The organism is Pseudoalteromonas shioyasakiensis, from assembly GCF_019134595.1.
In the GTDB taxonomy this organism is placed as follows: domain Bacteria; phylum Pseudomonadota; class Gammaproteobacteria; order Enterobacterales; family Alteromonadaceae; genus Pseudoalteromonas; species Pseudoalteromonas shioyasakiensis_A.
Map to the genome: position 1 here is coordinate 3,698,454 of NZ_CP077770.1, position 22,977 is coordinate 3,721,430.

23 protein-coding genes and 1 pseudogene are annotated in these 22,977 nt (G+C 42.2%); 13 read left to right on the top strand and 11 right to left on the bottom strand.

All coding sequences use genetic code 11. The annotated features are described in order from the left end of the window. Positions 1 to 2 precede the first annotated feature (2 nt). The 3 genes from KQP93_RS17085 to KQP93_RS17095 all read right to left on the bottom strand — a co-directional run bounded on the left by KQP93_RS17085 (position 3) and on the right by KQP93_RS17095 (position 2,979). The gene (locus tag KQP93_RS17085) at positions 3 to 1,532 is read right to left on the bottom strand and encodes a PH domain-containing protein (protein WP_217875332.1); all 1,530 of its coding nucleotides are present in this window, start codon (positions 1,530 to 1,532) and stop codon (positions 3 to 5) included. Then, complete coding sequence (locus KQP93_RS17090) at positions 1,525 to 2,058, bottom strand: PH domain-containing protein (protein WP_217875333.1); 534 nt, start codon at positions 2,056 to 2,058, stop codon at positions 1,525 to 1,527. The genes KQP93_RS17085 and KQP93_RS17090 overlap by 8 nt, the downstream gene beginning before the upstream one ends. 69 nt (positions 2,059 to 2,127) lie before the next feature. Beyond that, complete coding sequence (locus KQP93_RS17095; RefSeq protein ID WP_217875334.1) at positions 2,128 to 2,979, bottom strand: D-hexose-6-phosphate mutarotase; 852 nt, start codon at positions 2,977 to 2,979, stop codon at positions 2,128 to 2,130. A 328-nt stretch (positions 2,980 to 3,307) separates the two neighbouring features. On the opposite strand from KQP93_RS17095, the gene KQP93_RS17100 reads away from it, so the two are divergent. The 7 genes and pseudogenes from KQP93_RS17100 (at position 3,308) to KQP93_RS17130 (ending at position 8,720) form a co-directional block, all read left to right on the top strand. Continuing rightward, on the top strand, positions 3,308 to 3,793 hold the full coding sequence (locus KQP93_RS17100) for a MarR family winged helix-turn-helix transcriptional regulator (protein ID WP_054562966.1): 486 nt from the start codon (positions 3,308 to 3,310) through the stop codon (positions 3,791 to 3,793). A 105-nt stretch (positions 3,794 to 3,898) separates the two neighbouring features. Beyond that, a complete protein-coding gene (locus KQP93_RS17105) occupies positions 3,899 to 5,218 on the top strand; it encodes a porin (RefSeq protein ID WP_217875335.1) in 1,320 nt (439 codons plus the stop codon). A 353-nt stretch (positions 5,219 to 5,571) separates the two neighbouring features. Then, entirely contained in the window at positions 5,572 to 6,150 is a 579-nt protein-coding gene (locus KQP93_RS17110; RefSeq protein ID WP_217875336.1) for a biliverdin-producing heme oxygenase, read from the top strand. Continuing rightward, positions 6,150 to 6,539 (top strand): annotated as a pseudogene (locus KQP93_RS17115) (YbaN family protein); the annotation flags it as partial. The gene KQP93_RS17110 and the pseudogene KQP93_RS17115, both read left to right, overlap by 1 nt. A 196-nt stretch (positions 6,540 to 6,735) precedes the next feature. After that, positions 6,736 to 7,368: a PepSY-associated TM helix domain-containing protein gene (locus KQP93_RS17120; RefSeq protein ID WP_058586042.1), complete on the top strand. Its 633-nt coding sequence runs from the start codon at positions 6,736 to 6,738 to the stop codon at positions 7,366 to 7,368. Then, entirely contained in the window at positions 7,368 to 7,868 is a 501-nt protein-coding gene (locus tag KQP93_RS17125) for a DUF2271 domain-containing protein (RefSeq protein ID WP_217875337.1), read from the top strand. Before KQP93_RS17120 ends, KQP93_RS17125 begins: the two co-directional genes overlap by 1 nt. Positions 7,869 to 7,877: 9 nt before the next feature. Then, positions 7,878 to 8,720 (top strand): DUF4198 domain-containing protein, encoded by an 843-nt coding sequence (locus KQP93_RS17130; protein ID WP_217875338.1) that lies wholly within the window; start codon positions 7,878 to 7,880, stop codon positions 8,718 to 8,720. A gap of 26 nt (positions 8,721 to 8,746) precedes the next feature. On the opposite strand, the gene KQP93_RS17135 is transcribed toward KQP93_RS17130, so the two are convergent. Further along, the gene (locus tag KQP93_RS17135; RefSeq protein WP_217875339.1) at positions 8,747 to 9,283 is read right to left on the bottom strand and encodes a hypothetical protein; all 537 of its coding nucleotides are present in this window, start codon (positions 9,281 to 9,283) and stop codon (positions 8,747 to 8,749) included. A 128-nt stretch (positions 9,284 to 9,411) separates the two neighbouring features. On the opposite strand from KQP93_RS17135, the gene KQP93_RS17140 reads away from it, so the two are divergent. From KQP93_RS17140 to KQP93_RS17150, 3 genes are read left to right on the top strand one after another with little or no spacing between them, the layout of a single operon-like run. Next, entirely contained in the window at positions 9,412 to 9,837 is a 426-nt protein-coding gene (locus KQP93_RS17140; protein WP_054562973.1) for a DoxX family protein, read from the top strand. Positions 9,838 to 9,897: 60 nt separating this feature from the next. Next, positions 9,898 to 10,764: a pirin family protein gene (locus KQP93_RS17145; RefSeq protein ID WP_217875340.1), complete on the top strand. Its 867-nt coding sequence runs from the start codon at positions 9,898 to 9,900 to the stop codon at positions 10,762 to 10,764. Between the two features lie 54 nt (positions 10,765 to 10,818). Then, positions 10,819 to 11,706 carry a LysR family transcriptional regulator gene (locus tag KQP93_RS17150; protein ID WP_217875341.1) on the top strand — a complete coding sequence of 296 codons (888 nt, stop codon included), beginning with the start codon at positions 10,819 to 10,821 and terminating at the stop codon, positions 11,704 to 11,706. Here the strand turns inward: KQP93_RS17150 and KQP93_RS17155 are convergent. The 4 genes from KQP93_RS17155 to KQP93_RS17170 form a co-directional block, all read right to left on the bottom strand. Continuing rightward, the gene (locus KQP93_RS17155; RefSeq protein WP_254907694.1) at positions 11,701 to 12,585 is read right to left on the bottom strand and encodes an SMP-30/gluconolactonase/LRE family protein; all 885 of its coding nucleotides are present in this window, start codon (positions 12,583 to 12,585) and stop codon (positions 11,701 to 11,703) included. The two genes, KQP93_RS17150 and KQP93_RS17155, sit on opposite strands and share 6 nt — an antisense overlap. A gap of 27 nt (positions 12,586 to 12,612) precedes the next feature. Beyond that, a complete protein-coding gene (locus tag KQP93_RS17160) occupies positions 12,613 to 13,320 on the bottom strand; it encodes a sulfite exporter TauE/SafE family protein (RefSeq protein ID WP_062566342.1) in 708 nt (235 codons plus the stop codon). Positions 13,321 to 13,448: 128 nt separating this feature from the next. Next, positions 13,449 to 14,228: an SDR family NAD(P)-dependent oxidoreductase gene (locus tag KQP93_RS17165; RefSeq protein WP_063527567.1), complete on the bottom strand. Its 780-nt coding sequence runs from the start codon at positions 14,226 to 14,228 to the stop codon at positions 13,449 to 13,451. A 44-nt stretch (positions 14,229 to 14,272) separates the two neighbouring features. Further along, positions 14,273 to 14,995, bottom strand: coding sequence for a FadR/GntR family transcriptional regulator (locus KQP93_RS17170; protein WP_054552285.1), 723 nt, complete (start codon positions 14,993 to 14,995; stop codon positions 14,273 to 14,275). Positions 14,996 to 15,256: 261 nt separating this feature from the next. On the opposite strand from KQP93_RS17170, the gene KQP93_RS17175 reads away from it, so the two are divergent. Then, on the top strand, positions 15,257 to 16,885 hold the full coding sequence (locus KQP93_RS17175) for a sodium:solute symporter (protein ID WP_217875342.1): 1,629 nt from the start codon (positions 15,257 to 15,259) through the stop codon (positions 16,883 to 16,885). A 43-nt stretch (positions 16,886 to 16,928) separates the two neighbouring features. Here KQP93_RS17175 and KQP93_RS17180 read toward each other — a convergent pair whose 3' ends face one another. Then, positions 16,929 to 17,951 carry a glycoside hydrolase family 43 protein gene (locus KQP93_RS17180; protein WP_217875343.1) on the bottom strand — a complete coding sequence of 341 codons (1,023 nt, stop codon included), beginning with the start codon at positions 17,949 to 17,951 and terminating at the stop codon, positions 16,929 to 16,931. A 133-nt stretch (positions 17,952 to 18,084) separates the two neighbouring features. Between KQP93_RS17180 and KQP93_RS17185 the strand changes: the two genes are divergently transcribed. Together KQP93_RS17185 and KQP93_RS17190 are read left to right on the top strand one after the other, a co-directional pair. Further along, the gene (locus KQP93_RS17185; RefSeq protein WP_254907695.1) at positions 18,085 to 19,059 is read left to right on the top strand and encodes an arabinan endo-1,5-alpha-L-arabinosidase; all 975 of its coding nucleotides are present in this window, start codon (positions 18,085 to 18,087) and stop codon (positions 19,057 to 19,059) included. A 511-nt stretch (positions 19,060 to 19,570) separates the two neighbouring features. After that, a complete protein-coding gene (locus KQP93_RS17190; RefSeq protein ID WP_217875345.1) occupies positions 19,571 to 20,020 on the top strand; it encodes an REP-associated tyrosine transposase in 450 nt (149 codons plus the stop codon). An 8-nt stretch (positions 20,021 to 20,028) separates the two neighbouring features. Here the strand turns inward: KQP93_RS17190 and KQP93_RS17195 are convergent, their stop codons facing one another. Both KQP93_RS17195 and KQP93_RS17200 read right to left on the bottom strand, forming a co-directional pair. Beyond that, on the bottom strand, positions 20,029 to 20,454 hold the full coding sequence (locus tag KQP93_RS17195) for an FKBP-type peptidyl-prolyl cis-trans isomerase (protein WP_217875346.1): 426 nt from the start codon (positions 20,452 to 20,454) through the stop codon (positions 20,029 to 20,031). Between the two features lie 10 nt (positions 20,455 to 20,464). Next, positions 20,465 to 22,909 (bottom strand): glycoside hydrolase family 127 protein, encoded by a 2,445-nt coding sequence (locus KQP93_RS17200; protein ID WP_217875347.1) that lies wholly within the window; start codon positions 22,907 to 22,909, stop codon positions 20,465 to 20,467. Between the last annotated feature and the right edge of the window lie 68 nt (positions 22,910 to 22,977).

Sequence of the window (22,977 nt, forward strand, 5' to 3'; positions counted from 1 at the left end):
ATTTAAAACCAGTTCCGCTCAACGCCTTCTATTTCATATAGGGCGAAATCAGCAAACTGTTCAGCTAGATCTGCTTTTAAGTAAGGCATTGATACAGAACCAGAAGCCAGTTGTATATACAAGCTTTTAAGCTGTGATCGGCGCATTAAATAAGTGCTTATTGTGGTGACGCTTTGCGCTTTATAGATTTCAAAAACACGATACTGCACACCCAGCATGCCGGTTTTAAATACGGCAAAAAAACGGCCGTCATGTTGATACATAGCCAAACCCGTTTTTTGATAATTCAAAAACACACCGATCATCAAAACTAAGCCCACGACAATGCTCCACAGCATCGTAGCAGCATCAAATAAGGCGTTGAAAATTAAAGCAGAGAATACAGTTGGCAGGATCACATATAAAAACGTATTTTTATAAAGTAAAGCTCGCTCAGGCTTAATAAAGTTAAGCTCTGTTAAATCAACAAACCATGGAAATAACCAGCCACACACGGCTTGCACTTGCTCTTTAGTGATTACTGGCATCACTAACGTTTGTTTATTTTTATGTGCCGCAACCCCAGCTGCCATACCACCACTACTCACTTGTGGGCAAATTAAGGTATAGCGATTAAGGAGCCTAGCAATAATATTTTGTTTGATTTGCACACTTTGAATTTTCGACACGCTGATCGAGAGTTGCTGGCGCTCAAATAAACCTGCCACACGCTTAAACTTATCGTCCTGAAAATACAGCTGAAAGTTAAAAAAGCGCACTAAAGCCATGACAACAGAAAGTAAAATGGCACATAAAACAATGACAACAACCATAATTAACACAGCGATTGCGGCAGCACTGCCAACAAAAGCAGCTTGCTCATTCAGTATGGTCTCTAGACGGTTTATGATAGTTTTTTCGAGGTACTCAAAAATCACATTCATAAATGGGGCAAGCGCAGCCAATGCTAAAATTGCCATGTTCGACATCAAACCAAACTTAGCAATTTCAGCATTGCTGATCGTTAAGGTTTTCGGTTTATCTGTTGCTTCGCTCTGCTCAACAGGTAGCTCTTGCTGTTGTAACTGAGCCTTAAATTCCATAACTTGTTCACGAACTTGCTCGGCATAGCTAAGCTTAACTCCCGGGATAACAGCTTCTTGAGCACTACTACCGGCGGCATCGAAAATACAATTAACTAAATTAACTGGCTGAAAATAAAAAGGCTCGGCAATGTTTACGTTCTGTACTCGAGCAAATTTTAGGGTTAGCCGCTCTTTTTTGAATACCCCTTTATTGAGCAGTATTTCGTTACCATCCGTTATGCGATATTTAAAATTACGATAATAAGCAAAGGCATACAGCACTAAAACTAAAGAGGCTGCGGCAACGGCTATTTGCCCCCAAAACAGCTTTTGCTCAACTTGCGTAACAAATAACACCAAAATAGGCAGTAAATTAAGCAGCCCATCTTTTATGAAACGCAGTGCAAAGTGAACAATAAAATACAGTAGCGCCCATGGCGACACGCGTTGCCATTGTTGATCACTCATCGGCAAGCTCATTTTCTTGAGTTGCTGCATTATCACCATAACTTTGCACGAACTGGCGAACATCATTGCATTGTTCGTCAGTTAACCCACTGATATGTAAATCAGCACTCATGCCACCCGCACTGTAAAGCCTGAGTGTTGCGAGTCCTAACTTTCGCTCAATTGGGCCGCGATGAATTTCGGTGTGTTGCACGCGAGAAATAGGCAATAAAGTGATTTGTTGCCAAATTAAACCTCGCTTAAAGGCAATATCATGCTCTCTTACTGCCACCCCTTTAGCGCGAACGCTGTAAAGGTTGTAAACCATCGACAATATTACCAACAATGGCAAAACCAAAAGCCAAGGTGTAGCAATAGCTTCGCTAACGGCAGGATTAAAGTGCCGTACCGCAATGATCACGGCCATCAGAGGCACATAAAACAACAACCAATTTAGTTGTACATGCCATATCGCATTATCAGCAAGTGGTTGGAATTGAATGGCTTGATGCTTTGGAAGGGTTTCTATTTGTTGATTACTAAACACGGTAATTCCTTGTAAAGGCCAGCTGTGCCGGCCTTACGTGCTAACACTGAGTTTATATATGTTTATAAATTATACCCAGCGTAGTTTTGTTGCAAGTGTGTGGCTTGCTCCTGGTGCAAGTTCAACACTATCATCAAGGACATTAGCCGCTTCTAAACACAGCATAACGTGATATTCGTCATCAGCAAAATTTGAAAGACGTTTTGATTTATCAATCCATGGGTTCCAAAGTACACACGATGTTGAATTTTCGCGGCCTACTTCAATAATGCCATCAGGTGTAATGATACGCTGAGTGTCTTTTGCTTCGGTGTAAACCATGTCTGTTTCACGCGCGAACGACACTAACTCATTTTGCTCAAATGGACCTTCAGCAAATTCGATGTATTTCGCGCCTTGCAGACCATCTACTTTTGTTTCTTCAATTGCTGGTGTTGGGAAATACGTGTGCAGTGCTTGAGTGAACTGTACAGTTTGGTTATCTAAGTTTGTGGTTGTTAAACGTAGCTCTAAACCAGAGGTTAAAATAAACTCGGCCAATAACTTAGTTTTATAAGGCCAATACTTTTCATCAACTTGCGTCATCGGTAATGACAAGCTGATATAAATAGAATCGTCTTGTTCTTTCACTTCTTCTGCGCGCCATAAACTTGTGCGAGCAACACCATGAGCTGGCCAGCCTTTATGTTGGCTTACTCCGAACCATGGCCAACAAATCGGAATACCGCCTCGCACACCTTTGCCTTCTTGGTAATCTTCTAATTCTGAGACCCATAATAGTGGCTTTTTATCGGTTGGCGTGAACTCAGTGATCTGCGCACCTTGCAGAAAAATAGTTGCGCTACAAAACTCACTAGCAACTTTAATAAATTCAAGCCCGGTTTCACTTTGCTCAATCGTAACTGATGGCGATAACTTCATAATTCGTCCCATTTAATGAAAGAAAAATCCACCTTACCCAATGCAGTGGCTTTTAGTAAATAATATTTAGTTATTTGTATAAATTCTTTTACTACAAAGTGATGGTGTCACCTCGTAGTTGCATTTTAAGTGTTAACAACAATTACTCCATCTAAATTTTAACTTTTGCTTTTAATTTCTGCTCTAATTATTTTAAAAGCACAAAAACAACCTTTATGGCCATAAATTATAAGCAATATAGTCATTATTTATTTGAACTCAATTTATTAGATGTGTAAAATTTTTTGATTGCGGTTGCTCCACGCCGCCTTATTTAAGAGACAGAAACATGCAAAAGTATGACGAGCTACTAGTGTCGCTGCGTAAAGTGATCAGAGCCATCGACCTTCATTCAAAACAGCTCAATAAAACCTCTGGCTTAACAGGCCCACAATTACTGATTATGAACGAGGTTGCACAAACCGATGGCATAACCGCTAGTCGCATTGCACAAAATGTAAATCTAAGCCCAGCGACGGTTACCAATATCTTAGACCGTATAGAAAACCGTAACCTTATCACTCGTGTACGTAGCCAATTAGATAAACGCCGAGTTAGTTTGCATCTAACTGAAGCGGGTAAACAGCTATTAGATCAAGCACCTCAGCCTCTGCAAGAACACTTCATCGAAAAGTTCTCAGCACTCGATGAGTGGGAGCAAAGCTTATTACTTTCATCAATGCAACGTATTGCCGCAATGATGGATGCAGATCAACTTGATGCATCACCCCTGCTTGAAGTTGGCGCAATCACCAAGACATTAGAACCACAGTAAAAATTAAAACTGGTTGATTAATATTAATTTTCTGTGTCGAGTCTTGGGTTCAGCATGAATATCAACTATGCTTGGTAGTACCCATTCCAACACTAGCGAAAATTCATGCTTAAACTATCAAAGTTAGCCCTCGCAATAGCCTTGGGCACAACTTCAAGTCTTAGTCAGGCATCTGAAATTGATGACCTTCAAAAGCAGCTGCAATTGCTCAAACAGCAAATGCAACAACTGCAAAGTAAACTTGATGCTGCCGAAGAAAAATCGCAGCAACAAGCCGAAAAACAAGCACAGATTGATGCACAAGTAGCAAAGCAACAAAAGCAGCTTGAGCAGCAAACAGCGGCTGTTGAAGCTCCTAAAAAAGAATCTGGCATTAAAGTCGGGGGTGCAGTACGTACCAACTTTAGCCATACATCTTACAACGATGGTAATAAAAACCGCGGTGGCGACTTCGATTTTGACATCTTCAGGCTAAATTTTGCAGGCGATGTCGGTGATGTACAGCTTAACGCTGAGATCCGTTTTTTCGATTACATGACCGCTGTTAAGTATGCCTACGCAGCTTATGACTTTGCCGAAGACTGGCAAGTCCAGGCTGGTATTACCAAAGTTCCTTTTGGTAACTGGCCTTATAATTCACACAATTACTTCTTTGGCACCACTTACTATATTGGTCTTGAAGATGATCACGATCTGGGTGTGCTATTCAAGCGCAAAATTGCTGACAACTGGCAAATTGATCTGGGCTTTTTCAAAAATGATGAGCTAGGTGGCGTTGATGGTTACGTAAGCGACAGAAGCGACCGCTACTCATATGATGTAGTTGGTTTCCGCTCAGCTGATGAAGGTGTATATGCCGAACCAACCAATGCGATTGGTGAGTACAACACCTTCTCTGGTCGTTATGGTTATCACTTTGAGCATGACGGCGGCACCACCGAGCTAGGTGTTTCTGCGTTATCGGGTGGCTTGCATGACGGTGAAGATAAAGCCGGCGATTACTACGCCTGGGCTGTGCACTTAAACAGTACTATTGGCCCATGGAATTTCCAGCTCCAGCATGGTGAGTATAACTACGATATCGACAACGTCGACCGTATGGCCGTGGGTGCTTATGCGTTTTACGATAGTATTGCCGCAGAAGCGACCATGACTAATGCTAATATCGCTTACAGCCTGCCTGTAAAGTGGGGTCCGGTAACAAACCTGCAGTTTTATAATGACTACGGCATCATTTATGACAAGTCAGATAACAGCGAAGATACATGGATGAATGTAACTGGTGTATCTGTTGCCGCAGGTGGCTTATTCACTTACTTTGATTTTGTACAAGCGAAAAACCAACCATTTGTTGGTGGTTCAATTGCCGGCGACAGCGACGAGACTGAAACCCGCTTCAATATCAATATAGGTTATTACTTCTAAGATACGCTTAATTAAGTGAAAGCAAGGAGCTGGTCTCCTTGCTTTTCTTTACTCGAAAACACAACAATCCCATACAACTCTTAACGCTTACTCGTTACTAGCAAACTTCTTACTTCACTCCCAAGTAGTCCACCATGCACAAGGCTAAGGTCCGATCTGTACCTTTTGCAAAAACATTTTCTGGCTATACAAATGAAAATCATTATTATATAGCGCCATTCTAAGCCCGATTTATTGTTAAAAGCTGTATAGCAGCTTTATCTGATTATCACTTAGAAATTATGGGTATAACCCTATGACAACATCAACTACCCCGTGCATTTACTCTATAGACGTTGCAGAGGAGAATATTCATGCCAATACTCGAGCTACTTTCTCGAGCTGAAAAGCTAAAACAAGCGATAAGCATCATAACCGATGATATTGATCATCATTTATTAGCGCTAGCGCCTAGTGCTGATTTAGATAACTATAAAAAGTTTTTAACCTTACAGTATGCCTACCAGTTAGAATTAAAAGGCCTCTACGAGCATGCTGGTTTACATCAATACATAGATAACTTACATGATCGTACGCGATTATCTTTTATCGAGCAGGACTTAGACGATTTAAAGCACCCATTACCAAATCATCAACAGCAACCCTGCCGCTTTCAAAATGCCGACTTTGCCTATGTACTTGGTTGGCTGTATGTAATTGAAGGGTCACAATTTTCTGCAGCTACATTAGGCAAACAGGTGGAAGCTGAGCTAAAGTTAAATAATCAACGTGGTGCACGCTACCTAGCGAAAGCCAGTGAATACTCTAAAGGCTGTCAACTTAGTCATCTTATTGATAACCTTGAGCTCTGTGAGCAGCAACAAGCCACCTTGATAGAGGGTGCCGAGCAAGCACTGCAACGATTTAAGTTTTATCAGGCCCAACTTTATTGATGAATGTGAGAGCGGCGTTTACCGCCTATAAAAATGGCTGCTATCAATTACTCGGGTTATTGATGGTGGGTTTAGGTATCATAGGTATTGCATTACCTGTGATGCCTACGACTATCTTTTTTATACTAGCATTGGCGTGCTTTACCCGCTCATCACCCAAGCTTTCTGCCTGGCTGCTAAACCACCCTAGATACGGCCAACCGTTAAGGTTTTGGCAAGAGCATAAGGTTGTCCCTACCCGTGCTAAGTTATTAGCAGGTTTTGGTATGGCTATCGGATATGCTTTTTTATTACAAAGTACCGCGCCAATTTGGGTGATGTATTTAGTAGCAGTGATTGAATTGAGCGTATTAGCCTATCTAATTAACCGCCCATCTGCACCCAATAAACCAACCCTAATTAAAGTTAATATAACCACACAGATGCGCTTGATGTTGCTTGCCTGTTTTCTCAGCTTGCAACTAGCAGTTATGGCTTATCTCGCTATTCATTTCTAGCACAAAGAAATGTAAAGAACGTAAACACGCTTGTTATCAGTAATACAAATCATTATCATATTTGTATCTTTAACGAATAAACCGCATTATGTTCTCATTTAACAAACGCAGCTTTTATAGCGTTAGCCGCGCCTTACACATATACCTTTCAACGGCCTTATTCTTTTTACTTATTTTATTTTGTGTCAGCGGCATCATTCTTAACCATGTTAGTTGGCTCGAAAATGATAAACATAATGGTCAGAATCAATTACTTGTTTCTGCAGAGCTATTCGAAAAAGCACAAGCAAACCTCGACACATTGCCAAGCCTTTACCCTGAAATAGAGCAATACATGCAACAGCAGTTTTCACTCAGCAATGTAAAAAGTATTGAGTGGGAAAAAGAAGATGCCTTGGTGATGCTCGACTACCCGCTTCCGGCTGGCTTTGCCTATGCCGAAATCGATTTTCAAACCGGTGAACTTAATATTGATTATCAAACAGGTGGCTTTATGAGCCTGATTGGCGACTTACACAAGGGCCGCCATACAGGCGAAGCATGGAGCTGGGTCATTGATATCTCAGCTGTTTTGATGATTCTGTTTGCTATTACTGGATTATTTATCCTCTTTCAAAACCGTAAAAAACGTGCCGCAGGTCTATGGTTAACGCTTCTTGGTGTTGCCACGCCTTTGGTTATTTATCTAGTTTGGGTGCCTCAACTTAAAGGAGTATCTTAATGAAACAAGCCCACTTACTCGTTGCTCTACTAATTGGCTGTTTATTCAGCCCACTGAGCTTTGCAAAAGATCCCAACCTAACCGTTGAATTTACCTTACCTGAGCTAGATGTTTCTCCATATCATCGCCCTTACGTGGCGTTATGGCTAGAAACACCTGAACGTAAACACGTTACCACTATTGCACTTTGGGTCGAAAAAGCTGAATGGTTTAAAGACTTACGTCAGTGGTGGCGAAAAGCAGGTCGTAGCAACGACAGCTTTGATGGTGTGACGGGTGCAACAAAGCGCCCTGGTACTTACACCATTGAGTGGCAAGGTAAAGATTTAAAAGGTAACCCAGTTAAACCTGGCAGCTACCTACTTAATGTTGAAGTTGTACGCGAAGAAGGTGGCCGAGATTACACCCGCGTTGAAATCGACTTAACGAAAGACGGCAAAGTCACTATTAAAGGCGAAAAAGAGTTCGCAACTAGCTTTGTTACCATTACCAGTAATTAAGGACAAACAATGAAATTAAAATTATTAAAGACGGCGCTGATCGGCGCAGTGACCTTCACAGCAATTGCATCTGGCTATGCACAAGCACACGCCCGTTGGTTAATGCCATCTCATACTTCTTTGTCTGGTGAGAAAACTCACTATGTGATGATCGATGCCAGTATTTCTAATGAGTTGTTTAGCCCAGATAAAGCATACCGCCCAAAACAAAAAGGCGCAGAGTATGACGACAACTTATTAATTGCCCTTGCTCCAAATGGCAAGCCGGTTGAAGAAACGATTCGTGCATACTATTTAAAACGCAAAAACTCAGCGGCAGTGAGCTTAACGCAAGACGGTACTTACCATATTGCTATGCAGCAAAAACCAATGCTAATGACTTTCTATAAAGATAAAGACGGCAATCGCGGCCGTGTTTTCGCAGGTAAAAAAGAAGCAGACCTACCAGCAGGCGCAACCGACGTGCGCACTGTAAAATCAATCGCAACTGTTGATACTTTTGTAAGCCGTAATGGTACTTCTAAGCCAACATTGCTTGGTCAGGGCTTAGAAATTTCTGGCCCAACTCACCCGAACGATCTATTTGCTGGTGAAGAAGCTAAGTTCCAATTATTAATGGATGGCAAACCAGCTGCTGACGTTGAACTTGCTATTGTTCGTGGTAGTGCTCGCTACCATAATGAGCGTGACGAAGTGAAAGTAACAACCGATAAAAAAGGTTTCTTTACTGTGACATTCGCTCACGCCGATATGTATTTGATTGAAGCATCTGTTGATCAAAAACCAGCAGATGCCGATATCGATAACGTTCGTTACTCATTATTCACAACGCTTGAAGTAGCGCCTGAATAATATGCTGATTAGGCCTTAACAAAGGCCTAATTCGACTTTCGAGGAAGGCTGTAGTCAACCGTATGATCGCAGCTACCGTCTTTCTCGCAATCATTTATCCCATCACCATCGACATCCCAGCTTGGATGCATGCCTTTTAATGTACTTTTTAATACCGTGATATCGGCTGTAAATTCACTTTGCTCATCACGGCGCGCAGCATTGCGCATTAGAAACACCCGAATCACATAATCGCCATTATCAGGAATTTTAATCTCGGCATGATCACCTTTTGCCGGGCCAACAAACAAAGCAGTTGGGTTACCTTTTGGTAAAATATTAAAGTAGTTGCTTAAATTTGATGGAGCAAAATCAACCTTTAAAGTAGTGCCTTTATTAAGGTTAATTTGATATTCCAGCATCTCATAACCTTTAATTGTGTCTTTAACTTGCCAGCTTTGCTGCACCGCAATATCTGAAGCTAGCAACTCATAATGACGACTATTTGGTAAATTTTGTTCGGCAAACACTAAGCTACTTGTAGTCACCGAAAAACAAAACCCTATTAATAACAACAACTTCATATTCAACCTCCTTTTAAATTCTTTTTTAAAGAATGATAAACGCTAATTTTACAATTTTTAATTCTTTTAAAGTGAACTTATAGTTACTCCATCGCAGACACACTGCTTAACTAAACAGGATACCTACTATGAAACTTTTTACTTTAATCTCAGCTCAACCACACTTACAAAATATTAGCACTTTATTGGCACGAATTGGTTTATCGGCCATCTTTTTACTAACCGGCTTTAGCAAAATAGAATTCTTTGATGCAACAGCACAGTACATGGCATCAGTAGGTTTACCAGAGTTCTTACTGCCGTTTGTAATTGCCTTTGAAATTGTTGGCGGATTATTTATTTTACTGGGCTTTTTAACACAACTAACCGCTGTCGCTTTTGCTGGTTTCAGCCTAGTTAGTGCTTTGTTATTCCACTTTCAGCTTGATGATCAAATGCAATTTTTAATGTTCTACAAAAATATTGCGATGGCAGGCGGCTTTTTAGCATTAGCCAGTGTTGGTGCAGGCAAAATCAGCCTAGATCAACTAGTGTTAAAACGTAGTCAGGCATAACATTTATCCCAGCCAATAACCTAGGTTGTTGGCTGAATTTGTTTTTAAGGGGGCGCGAGTATGGCAACGTTATTAACAGCAACCAGCCATGATATTGGTGGGCTCGATGTAAAACGCATCTTGCCTCATTTTGACAAAAAAATGGTTGGCCCATTTATCTTTTTTGACCACATGGGGCCAAATCACTTTCCTCGCGGTGAAGGCATAAATGTGAGGCCTCACCCTCATATTGGCTTATCAACGCTCACTTATTTATTTACTGGCAGTATTTACCATCGCGATTCGCTAGGTAATAGCCTGCAAATAGAACCCGGCGATGTTAACTGGATGACCGCAGGTCGCGGTATAGTTCACTCAGAAAGAGAAAGCCTTGAAGTGCGGGCGAGCGAGCATGACATTAATGGTCTGCAGTGCTGGGTTGCTTTACCTGAGAGTATGACCGAAATAGCACCGCGTTTTGAACATATCAAAAAACAGCAATTGCCTGAGAAAATCGAAAAAGGCGTGCTGATGCGACTCATTGTTGGTGATGCCTATAGCTTAAGCTCCCCTGTGAAAAGCTACTCTCCGATGTTCTATGTAGATACGGTAGCCGAGCAAGGTAGCCATTTAACTAAACCACACCCTCGCCATGAAACCGCCGTGTATGTTATTTATGGTGAAATTGGTGTGGGTGATACTCGCTATACCCAAGGCGACTTTGTGCTACTTGATGACAGTGAACACGAAATAACGACTCTGATGCACAGCCGCTTTATTTTACTCGGTGGCAGTAAATTCAATAAAGTCCCGTACTTACACTGGAATTTTGTTGCTTACAGCAAAGAGCGTATCGAGCAAGCAAAACAAGATTGGCAAGCACAGCGTTTTGCTAAAATCCCCGGTGATGAGCTTGAGTATATTGAGTTGCCCTCACCTAAAAAGTAAACTTTTCCTGCATTTACAGGTACTATTAGGTAGTTAAGTAAGCAAAGGAACATCATGCTAAGAATTACGCTAGAACAGTGGCGCATGTTTCGTGCTGTTGTTGAATTTGGAGGCTTTAACCAAGCCTCACAAGGTATTCATAAAAGCCAATCGAGTATTCATAATGCAGTTGGCAAAATTGAATCTGCACTCAATGTAAAATTATTCAGCATCCAAGGCCGTAAAACCGTGCTGACTGAAGCCGGCGAAATGATGCTGCGCCGTGCTAATTACTTACTTGATGAAGCCGCTAAAGTTGAGGCCATTGGGCAAACTTTGGGTGAAGGTATCGAAAGTAAGTTACGCATTGCCGTTGATGCTGTTTTCCCTCAACAATTGCTTTATAAAGTACTTAACAACACGTCATCGCAATACCCTCAACTGCGTATTGAGCTGCATGAGTCTGTACTAATGGGGGGCAATGAGCTGCTCGAAAACGATCAGGTTGATATTGCTATTACCGGCTTTCCAATTGCGGCAAACTTTCACGAAGAATTATGTGATATCGAGTTTATTGCCGTCGCCCACCCAGATCACCCTTTGCATGCGATAGAGCGTGAAATTACCCTCGAAGATTTAAAATCACACCGCCAAATTGTTGTTCGCGATTCAGCAAATAAGCACAAACAAGATGGTGGTTGGTTAGGTGCCGATCAACGCTGGACCGTCACTCATATGCGCACTTCGATTGATATGATCAGTAATGGACTGGGCTTTGCGTGGTTACCAAAAATCGCGATAGAAAAACAACTTGCGACAGGGCAAATGAAAGCACTTAATTTAACCCATAACAGCAGTCGCAGCGCTAAGTTACATTTACTCTTTAAAGACGGTGACAAACTGGGTCCTGCAGCACGCTCGTTTATTGGCGAGTTGCGTTATCAAGTAATGGAAAACCTATAGCTTCAAGGGCGTTTCAGCAATACCTTTAACGCCTGGCTCAAGAATAAACACGCCACCACTGTGAGGGTAATCAGCGAGTACTGAGTCTTCTAGCCCTACTGACGCAGTAGTCACCGCCAGATGCGTGAGCTCTTCACCTACAAATGCGACACTCGTAACACGCGGTGCGGGTAAGCGAATAAACTGTACTTGCTCACCATTTGGAGCAAAACGATACACGCCATAACCATTCCATGCAGCAACCCAAAGATGATCTTCGCTATCAACTGTCATGCCATCAGGAAAACCCATATTGTCAGTAAAGCGAATAAACTCTTGTTTATCAGCAAGCTCGCCATGCTCATTCAGAGTGAAGCGGTAGATTATTTGTTTATCTGAGTCTGTAGAATATAGAAACTGGCCATTTTTACTTACCGCAGGCCCATTGCTAATGGTGTAGTCATGATCAACTGCTGTCGGAGCCTGACCATGACCAAAACGGTATAACTTGCCACTATTGGTTTGCTCTTGAGAGTCCATTGAGCCAAAAAAGCCAAAGCCTTGGCGAGACGTTTTACCATCGTTTAAGCGGTTTTGTGAGGGTTCGTGATCGATTGAGTAAAGAAGTTCGCGGCTAAAGTCTTCACTATTGAGCTTATAAATGCCTTTGGCAAAGCCTGCGATTAATTCAGTTTGTTCGGTTTCCATCACCCAACAAATAGGTTCTGGCATAGTAAACTGGCTAACTCGCATCGATTGACACTGCAAACGAAACAAACGCTGCCCTAAAATATCGACCCAAAATAAACAGTTATGTGCCTTCGCAAAATAGGCACCTTCGCCCAATTGGCATTGGCTAGAAATGATTACTTTAATGGTGTCATCGAGCATAGGCTTCATTACACAAACTGCTGAACTATTCTCATTCTATCTGTGTATGAAAATAAGTGCTAGACCAGATAAACCTGCAACCAGCAAGATGATGCCACGAATGGCCTTTTCATTGAGGTTATTGTTGATCACAAACGACAAGCCCCAGCCAATTAAAATAGCAGGTAAGCAGAAAAAGAACAGCTTTACATCAGCCATATCGGCAGAGCCTGTCAGCATCAGTACAATAATGCCAAACAAGTTTATAAAGACGAAAAAGGCACTTAGGTTTGCTTTAATTTTGTCTTTATCTTCAGCTTGATAGAGCAGCCCCATCGGCGCGCCACCGGCTGACGTTGTGGTACCTAAAAAGCCCGACGACATTGACGCGAGTAAGCTTGTGATGGTGGAAATTTTCGGTTTCATACCTATGATAGACAATGCCACCACCACCAAAATACTCACTCCGAGCAAGAGTTGATACTGCTTCGCATTGACATACCACATCACCACAGCGGCAAAGATAACCCCAACTGCACCACCAATTATGGATATGCCCGTTTGTTTCATGTCTATCGCGCCGCGGTGTTTAATCATTAACACCGACGTTAAGAACAGCGCATTCAAAATCATTGGCCCAGGCACCAGCTCTGGCATCAGCCAGTAAAGTACAGGCACGCATAACATACCTAAACCAAAGCCAATAACACTTTGCAGGCAAGCGCCAATAATCAGAATTAAATAAACAAGTACAAAGTCGGTCAAACTTTCTTACCACCTTCCTAAGTATGAGCTCTGTTGATTCTATAACCCATATTTTATTATTATAGTATCATTTGAATTATGTAAAAATTTTTATTTCAAGCTAGTTATTTTACGATTGTTTCGCAAAATTATGTCCAACCTGCATCCACGATCAGTGATTGTGCTGTCATCATTCGGCTGTCATCAGCGGCCAAAAACAATGCCGCGTTTACCACATGGTCTGGTTGAATTGTTTCGTTAATACACTGACTTAAACGAACATCTTCAATCATTTCTGGGGTTAGCCAATGAGTAATTTGGCGCTCTGTCATCACCCAACCCGGAACCAGTGAATTCACACGAATATTGTCTTTACCATATGAGGCAGCTAATGAACGGGTTAAACCTTCAATCCCTGCTTTTGCGGTTGTGTAGGCTGGCATGCCTGTTTGCTTAATACGCCAGCTTACCGACCCCATATTGATAATGCTACCGCCACCTAAGCGCTGCATCTGTTCAATCACAGCTTGCGATGAAAAGAAACATGGACGTAAGTTAACAGCAAACTTATCTTCCCAATATTTCACATCCATATTCTCTGCGGCATGTCGGGTGTCATCGGCTGCGTTATTAATTAACACACCAATGTCACCCTGTTGTTGACGCGTTTGCTCAATGGCCGCTTTTAAGGCCTCAACATCACGTATATCGCAATGGATAAACTGCGGATCAAACTCATATTTACCCGCTAATTTTGCGCATAACGCATCGCTTTGCTCAGTTGCAATATCAACAAAGGTGACTTTCGCGCCCTGCTCGCAGAACCGCGTTACCATTACTTCACCAATTCCCGATGCACCACCAGTAATAAACACACTCTTACCAGCAAGGCTTGGGTAAACTGTTTTTAGCTCGTTCGAATTTGGCATGATAACCTTTTGTTTTAAAGTAATTACAACGTCAAAAGTGATACTTATTGAGCCGCTTCTTTATCAGCGATTTCTTTTTCAATAAACGCCATTGCTTCATCAATCATGTACGTCATCATGTTTTTAGCACGCTCAGGGTCGCCGCTCGCAATCGCGTTATACACTTTAAAGTGCTCTTCAGCGATAGCCTTTTTATTGCCCTTAGCTGGTGTAGTATGTTGAATACTCACATGTAATGCAGTGCGAATAAAATCACGTAATTGATAGAAAAAACGGTTGCCACTGGCATGTAAAATTGCTGTGTGGAAGGCAAGGTCTGGCTCATGCATTACGCCTTCAGGCTCTTCTGCTGCCGCTTGCATTTTATCGAGTGCCATTTTAATTTCTGCAATGGCTGCTTGATCGCCTTTTCTTGCTGCAAGTGCTGCTGCTTGTGGTTCAATCGCCAAGCGCACTTGTAAGAATTCTTTAAGTACGTAAAGTGATGGACTGCTTTCTAACAACCATTTTAATACGCTTGTGTCGTATAAGTTCCAGTTCTCCGCCGACTCAACACGAATACCTTGTCGTGGACGAGAAGAAATCAGTCCTTTTGCAGCAAGCATTTTCACAGCTTCACGAACAGCTGTGCGGCTAATACCATACACTTCGCAAAGTTGTGCTTCGGTTGGTAGCCCCGTTTCAGTGTTATAATCACCAACAATAATTGCTTTACCAAGCTCATTGGTAACTTGTTGTGATAGGTTTAAATTTTCTAAACGCGCCATGTGTGTTCCTCAAAAGATCTGAGTAATATGATACATCTATAAAGCTATTCCGTCATCCTGGAAATAATTGATTAAAATCAATAACAAGCAAAAAACAACCTAATACAAGTGTCTGTATTTCGAACAACATAGTCACCATTTCACCTACAGACTGTCACCTTATTTTAACAAATCTCTTTCACTTAGCTTATTTATAATATAATATTTTTATTCAACAACTAAAAAAGCAAAATTCTCTTTCAAAATTAGGTGGAACACACGATGGTCGAACTAAGTACCTTAGACTGGGCAGTGCTAGCAGGATTTTTCGTCCTGTTACTAGGCGTTGTCGTGATGTCTATGCGACAAAAAGAAGAAGACACCGCTGATTACTTTTTAGCGGGTCGTAATGCAAGTTGGTTAGTGATTGGTGCCTCAATTTTCGCATCAAACATTGGCTCGGAACATTTAGTGGGCCTTTCAGGTTCAGGTGCACAATCGGGTATGGCACTGGCTCACTGGGAAATGCAATCGTGGATCATTCTACTGCTCGGTTGGATTTTCGTGCCTTTCTATTGGAGTAGTAAAGTCTACACCATGCCTGAATTCTTAGAGCGCCGCTTTAACTCTAAATCACGTACCTTCTTATCTGTTATCTCATTGATTAGTTATGTACTAACCAAGGTTGCGGTAACGGTTTATGCCGGCGGTATCGCATTTAAAACAATATTAGGTATCGAGAGCATTTGGGGTATCGATTTCTTCTGGATTTCAGCTATTGCCCTTGTCGTGATCACCGGTATTTATACGGTACTTGGCGGTATGAAAGCCATTATGTGGACCTCGGTGTTGCAAACCCCTGTGCTCATTATTGGCTCCTTAGTCATATTAGTTGTTGGTCTAGATAAAGTAGGTGGCTGGGCAGAAGTTGAGCGTATAAACGATGCTAATATGCACCTTATTCGTAGTGCTTCAGATGCTGAATTCCCTTGGCCTGGCATTGTATTTGGTTCATTCATTATTGGTTTTTGGTATTGGTGTACCGACCAATACATCGTACAACGTGTTTTATCTGCAAAAGGCATTAAAGAAGCACGTCGCGGTACCATGTTCGCCGGTTACTTAAAATTACTTCCTGTATTTATCTTTTTAGTACCAGGCATGATTGCATACGCATTGAATGTTAAAGGTATTATTAGCTATGAAAGTGCTGACCAAGCCTTCCCAACTCTCGTTGCTGAGCTATTACCATCTGGTGTTAAAGGGATTGTAATTGGTGGTTTAGTAGCAGCTCTTATGAGTTCTTTAGCATCATTATTTAACTCATCAGCAACCTTATTTACCATTGATTTTTATAAGAAATTCAAACCAGAATCATCTGAGAAGCATCTTCTGAAAGTAGGCCGTATTGCCACTATCGTGATTGTTGTATTAGGTCTTCTGTGGATACCCGTCATGAGCTTAATTGCCGATGTGCTTTATGAATATCTGCAAAGTGTGCAGTCTCTTATTGCACCAGGTATTGCTGCGGTATTTTTACTCGGTTTATGTAGTAAACGCATCACTCCAACAGCGGGTTTTGTGGGCTTAGTATCAGGTTTTGTGCTTGGTATGATCCGCTTAGTGTTACTGCCATTTAAAGATGATTTAACAGGTTCATCATTTGCGTGGATCACCACAATGAACTGGTTATATTACTGTATTCTGCTATTTGTTGTGGTCGTTGCTATTATGATTGTGGTAAGTATTTTCACCAAGCAAGCAGACGAAGAACAATTGAAAGGTCTTACTTTCTCAAGCCTAGATAAAGCAACTATGAAAGAAGTAGCGGCCGGCTTAGATAAGTGGGATTACATTCATACCGCGGGTATTATTGGTATTACTGCCTTTATTTACTACCGCTTCTGGTAATCGTTCGTTCCCAAAGTTGTAGGGCGCCAATTGGCGCCCTTTTTTAATCAGCGAGTTCTGGTGAAAACACTGGAAAACCGTTTTTATCCCACGTAATAATGCGTGCTCGCGCATGGCGGTTTGGGTCTGTAAGCGGTGTGCCTTTCAGCTCTTTATAGTCACGACTGTGATAAATCATCAAATCGGTTACACCATCTTCAGCTTTTACAAAACTGTTGTGCCCAGGCCCAAAACGACCTAGCTCAGCATTGGTGGTGAACACCGGCTCAGCCTTCTTATGCCAGCTAGTAGGGTCAAGTAAATCAGCATTCACATCTGCCCATAGCAAGCCCATCGCATATCGATGATCGGTGGCACTGGCTGAATAAGTGACAAATATTTTATCGCCATGAGTGATGACTGCAGCACCTTCGTTTACCTTGTAGCCTTGCACTTCCCAATCAAGGGTTGGCTCTGTAATCGCGATAATGGGTTCTTTAATTGATGTTGGTGAGTCCATTTCAGCTAACCATAAAGCTGAGTTATAAGTTGCAGGCTGGTTCTGCTGCGCCCAAATCATGTAACGCTTACCCTTGTGCGTAAAGCTTGTGGCATCAAGCGAAAAACTATCAAGGTGGCTAGTTACTTGCCCCATTTCTTGCCACTCACCTTGCATCGGATTAGCACTGTCGTTTTTAAGTGCATACATGCGAATACTGAACGGCTTTTCGATATCACCTGCGGCGAAGTAGATATACCAACTGCCATCAATCTGATGTAGCTCAGGGGCCCAAATATTGACACTCATTGGGCCTTTATCGCGCTTTTGCCAAATAACCTTCGGCTCAGCTAATTTTAAATCGTTTAAGCGACAAGCTTGGCGCAGCTCAATTTCATCAAATTTCGGCGAACTACCTATAAACGTGTAACAGCCACTTTTATCATCACGAACTAACCAAGGATCAGCACGTTTGAGTACAATGGGGTTATCAATTGGCGCTAAAGTCTTGCTACTATTAGCAAGGGCTGACAATGACGAGGCGCTTAACGCACTAAGAAGCGTTAGCCGAGATAATTTTTTGAGCATAATGTGTCCTGTATTTCGTCTCGATTTTATTGTTAATATTGTATTACATATTATATAGTAGCTGAATGAACACAAGAGTTAAAACAACAAAAGGTATTCAAGCATGAGACCCGTAAGTAAGGTGACACACGCAATGAAGTGGCTTTCAACAGGGCTACTTTTTTCTGCCGCAGCCGTATCTGCAAAGCAAGTTGAAGTACACGATCCGGTAATGACCAAAGAAGGCGACACGTACTATGTATTTAGCACAGGCCCTGGTATTACCTATTATGAATCGAAAGATTTAACCAACTGGAAACTCACAGGCCGCGTTTTTAAAGATGAGCCGAGTTGGGCAAAGCGTATTTCACCAAGCTTTGATGGCCACTTATGGGCACCTGATGTGTATGAAAAAAATGGTAAGTTTTACCTTTATTACTCAGTCTCTGCATTTGGCAAAAACACTTCAGCAATTGGTGTAACGGTTAACGAAACCCTTGACCCATCATCACCTGATTACAAGTGGATTGACTACGGCATCGTGGTTGAATCAGTGCCTGAGCGCGACGATTGGAACGCTATCGACCCTGCAATAGTTGAAGATGACAATGGTACACCATGGATGAGCTTTGGTTCGTTCTGGGGCGGCCTTAAACTAGTAAAACTTGATGATGATATGGTGCGCTTAGCAAAACCTGAAAAATGGCATCACATTGCGAGTCGCCCAAACACGGAACATGGCCCAATTGAAGCACCTTATATCTTTAAAAAGAATGGCTATTACTACCTATTTGTTTCGTTTGATAAATGCTGCCGTGGCGTAGAGAGTACTTACAACGTACGTGTGGGTCGCAGCAAAAACATCGAAGGCCCATATTTAGATCAACAAGGTCGCTCTATGGTTGATGGCGGTGGCAGTTTAGTTATTGAAGGTAATAAAGATTGGGCAGCCCTTGGCCACAATGCCGCATACACCTTTGATGGTAAAGACTATTTAGTATTACACGCCTACGAAACAGCCGATAACGGCGTGCAAAAGCTACGTATTTTACCTATGAGTTGGAAAAACGATTGGCCGGTTGTTAACCCAGCCGACCTAAATAAGCTTAAAACCAAACTTAAAAAGTAATTATTCAAACCTGTAGAAACGGGTCTACCCTGCGATGACCCGTACTATCAAAAACGACAAACAAACGCGATATAAAATCGCTGCTACGACCCCTGTAGCAGCGGGTTTACCCCGCATTGAACTCTACGTTAAACCTCAACAAAAGAAACAAATATACGCGATATAAAATCGCAACTACGCCCCTTGTAGCTGCGGGTTTACCCCGCGTTGAACCCAACGTTAAACCTCAACAAAAGAAACAAATATACGCGATATGAAATCGCTGCTACGACCCCTGTAGCAGCGGGTTTACCCCGCGTTGCCCCCTCACCGAACCCAACGTTAAACCTCAACAAAAGAAACAAATATACGCGATATAAAATCACTGCTACGACCACTGTAGCAGCGGGTTTACCCCGCGTTGACCCCCGAATCGAACCCAACGTTAAACCTCAACAAAAGAAGCAAATATACGCGATGTAAAATCGCTGCTACGCTTTATTAATTGATTTATCAAAGCTAAGGAAAGCCGATGAACAAATCATACTTACTCAGAAAAGGCAGAGTTTCTGTAGCAAATCACTATTATGCGCTAACGTTTGTTTGCCACAACCGAGCAAATCATTTAAATAACTTCTTCGTTAACCGTCAGATTATCCATCAAATGCGGCAACTTGAGGCTGAAGGCCTCATCAATTCAAATACCTTCGTGTTGATGCCAAACCACATGCACTGGTTAATTCAATTATCTGATGTGTATTCATTAAGTGAATTTGTTCGAAGGTTCAAAGGGCGAACCGCGTCCATTTTTAGGAAGTTCAATCAACAAAGGCTATGGCAAAAGGGGTTTTATGATCATCAAATTAGAGATGAAGATGACTTACTTAGCAATGCACGTTATATAATCGCCAACCCATTAAGAGCTGGTTTAGTCAAAGATATTGCGTGCTATCCTTTTTGGGATAGCACTTTCATGAAGTAATATTCCAGCTATACGAAATCAACCAAGGTAATATCAACGAGCATGGGGCTTTGGCAGCCCTGCTGGTGCTTTTCTTCAATAAATGAGCTGTACACATCACGCGCAAGATGCGCAGGTATTAGCACTTCAAAGCGACTGCCTTTATTCATTAACTGCAGCGCTTCTTGCAAGCCCACAATCGCTTCTGCAATTTCGTACTCTACAGCAGCACCTTGCTTTCGAGTATCAAACAACACCCGACCATTTGTAAGGGTAACGCGTTGATGCACAGTCACAGTGGCATCCCAACTAGGTTTATCCCCCTGACCTTGCTCAATCACTCGATAACCAAGCCCTGTCGGTGTTCGGTAAAAACTGTGTTGCTCAGCGCTGTTATCTAAAAGCGACGGTAAAACATGCTCTTTAGCCGTCGCAAATACATTGTTGCTTAACATAGCCAACTCTTTATTGTGCGTTGATTAAACGAATACCATAGATACCACCGGCAACAGAATCTTTGTCGGCAGCAAAACGTAAGGTAAGCGTTTTCGACTTTTTCATTGCCTCTGTTAATGGGTAATCAATGGTGTAGAACTCATCCGTTGGTTTACCTACAGGCAAATTAACCGCAGCTAATTGCTCACCATTTAAATTAATTGAGAAATGACGATCTACATCGCCAATAAAATAGCGAACACGCAAAGCAACCGCTTTTTGTTCTGGGTTGCTAAGCTGATACTCAAACCAACCTGTCGCATCGCGCCAATGATGACCATTATTAACACCCGCACGAGTTCCTTCACCTTTAAAGTCGTGTTCGACTTCAGGTTGTTGCTCACCCGGCGTAATTTGATCAACGGTTAATAAACGAAGCTGCTCTTTCGCTTGCTCAGCCGCTTTTGCATCAGCAACAAATTGTGTGAACTCAGCTTCACTTTGCTGCGGCCAATACACTTGATAGCGACTATCGTGTAAGCGGAAGAACGGAATTAGCTCTGTGCTCTTAGTGTTATCGATACCTTGCTTGGCAATTGCCACATTTTTATCGGCGATAAATGCAAGCTCTTGGCCCGGTTTACGAGTAAGATCGGCAATAAATTTTTCTGGCTCACTCAGCATGATTGGCAAAGCCTCTGGCGGACAAGTCGGCCCTGCGGCGATGTGGCCCATACGGCTATTATCAGCAACAAAGTTAAGCTGTTCATTTGCAAATGCTTGTACTTTGGTAGCCATTACAACAGGCCCATACATCACAGAGTAATAATGCTGACCATCAGGTAGCTGCTCAGTATAAAGCTTAGGACTAAGCTCAAAGGCAAGCTTGTCACCGCTTTGCCAAGCATGGCTGATACTGTAATAACCGTCTTTTTCGGTTGCGCTTACAGCTTGTCCATTTAAAGTAAAGCTCAGCTCACCTTGCTGCCAAGACGGTTTACGAATATGAATTACCGACTCTGAGCTTTGACCTTCAGACAAACGATTCACGGCCAGTGAGACCTTGTTATCATCTGGAAATTGACTGTCTTGCGTTACCTGTAAACCCTGCTGCTGCCAGTTTAACGTGCTAGGAATAAACAAGTTTACCCATAGCTCTTTACCAGTATTGCTATAAATCAGCTCACCATATTTACTGTGATTTTCAATACCTGAGCCTACGCAACACCACATTGAATCTTGCACTGACGAATACATACGGTAATGACCAGGACGCATTGAGGTAAAGTAAACAAGACCACCATGCTCTGGGTGTTGTGACGATAAAATATGGTTATATGTGGCGCGCTCATAATAGTCTAAATAGCGCGTATCACCGGTTTTTAAGAACAATAACTTACTAAGTTTCATCATGTTGTAAGTGTTGCAGGTTTCTGGGCCTTCAACATCTTCAACCATAGGCGTAAAGTCACTTTTATCATGAAAATGCTCACGTACTGAGTTACCGCCAATTGATACTGAGCGCTCTTGGCTGACTGTTTTCCAGAAAAAGTCAGCACCTTGCTGCCATGCTTTGTCATCGCTGGCATTTGCTACCTTCAACATACCAATAATCTTTGGAATTTGCGTATTGGCATGCAGGCCAGTTAACTTATCTTCTTTGTGTAATAAGGGTTCAATGATGATGTTATGAGAAAACTGGCGAGCTAGTTTTAAGTAGCGCTCATCATCACTAATAAAGTACATATCAGCAAAAACATCATTTAAGCCGCCATGCTCTGAATACAACATTTGTTGAACTTGTTCATCAGTTAGCTTAGCTGTAGTCGCTAAAAACCATTCACCTAGCTTAAATAGCATTTGTTTGGCTTTATCACTACCGGCTACGTCGTATGCATCACGCAAGCCATGGAAGATTTTATCTATGTTATAAAGTGGCACCCAGCGGTCGTTTAAGCTGAATAAATCGGCTTTGATTTCACCCTTTTCAATCTGCTGCCACATTTCATCGCCATTTGGGATACCGCCTAAGTAACCACCTGTGGCTTGTTGAGCGCGATCCAGCTCACTCAGCATATAATCTAAACGCTGCTTTAATTCTTCGTCACCTGTGGCTGCCCACGCAAGGCTTAAGGCTGAAAGATAATGACCACCAATATGGCCATCGAGGCCTGTGCTTTCCCAGTTGCCATAATTAGGCGCTTTTGGTTCAAGGCCGGCTTCACGCAGGTAAGGAGCAAGCAGCTGATCAGGATGAAGTGCTAATAAATAACGCACATTCGTTTGCTGTGCATGTAAAAACGGGCTGGCACTTAAACTTACTTGGTTTAGGGCAAATAAATGTTGTTCGCTGGTATGTTCAGCATGCTCCACAGAAGCGGCTTGTTTACTGTCAGTTGGCAGCTCACTGCAACCGCTCACAGTTAATATTGCTGCGCAAACGCTTGCTAAATAGCTAACTTTGAATGTGTTCATACTGTTGTCTCCCAGCAAATTGTTATTTTAAAGAGCAAAGCGCACACACTTTTTAAATGTGTGCGTTT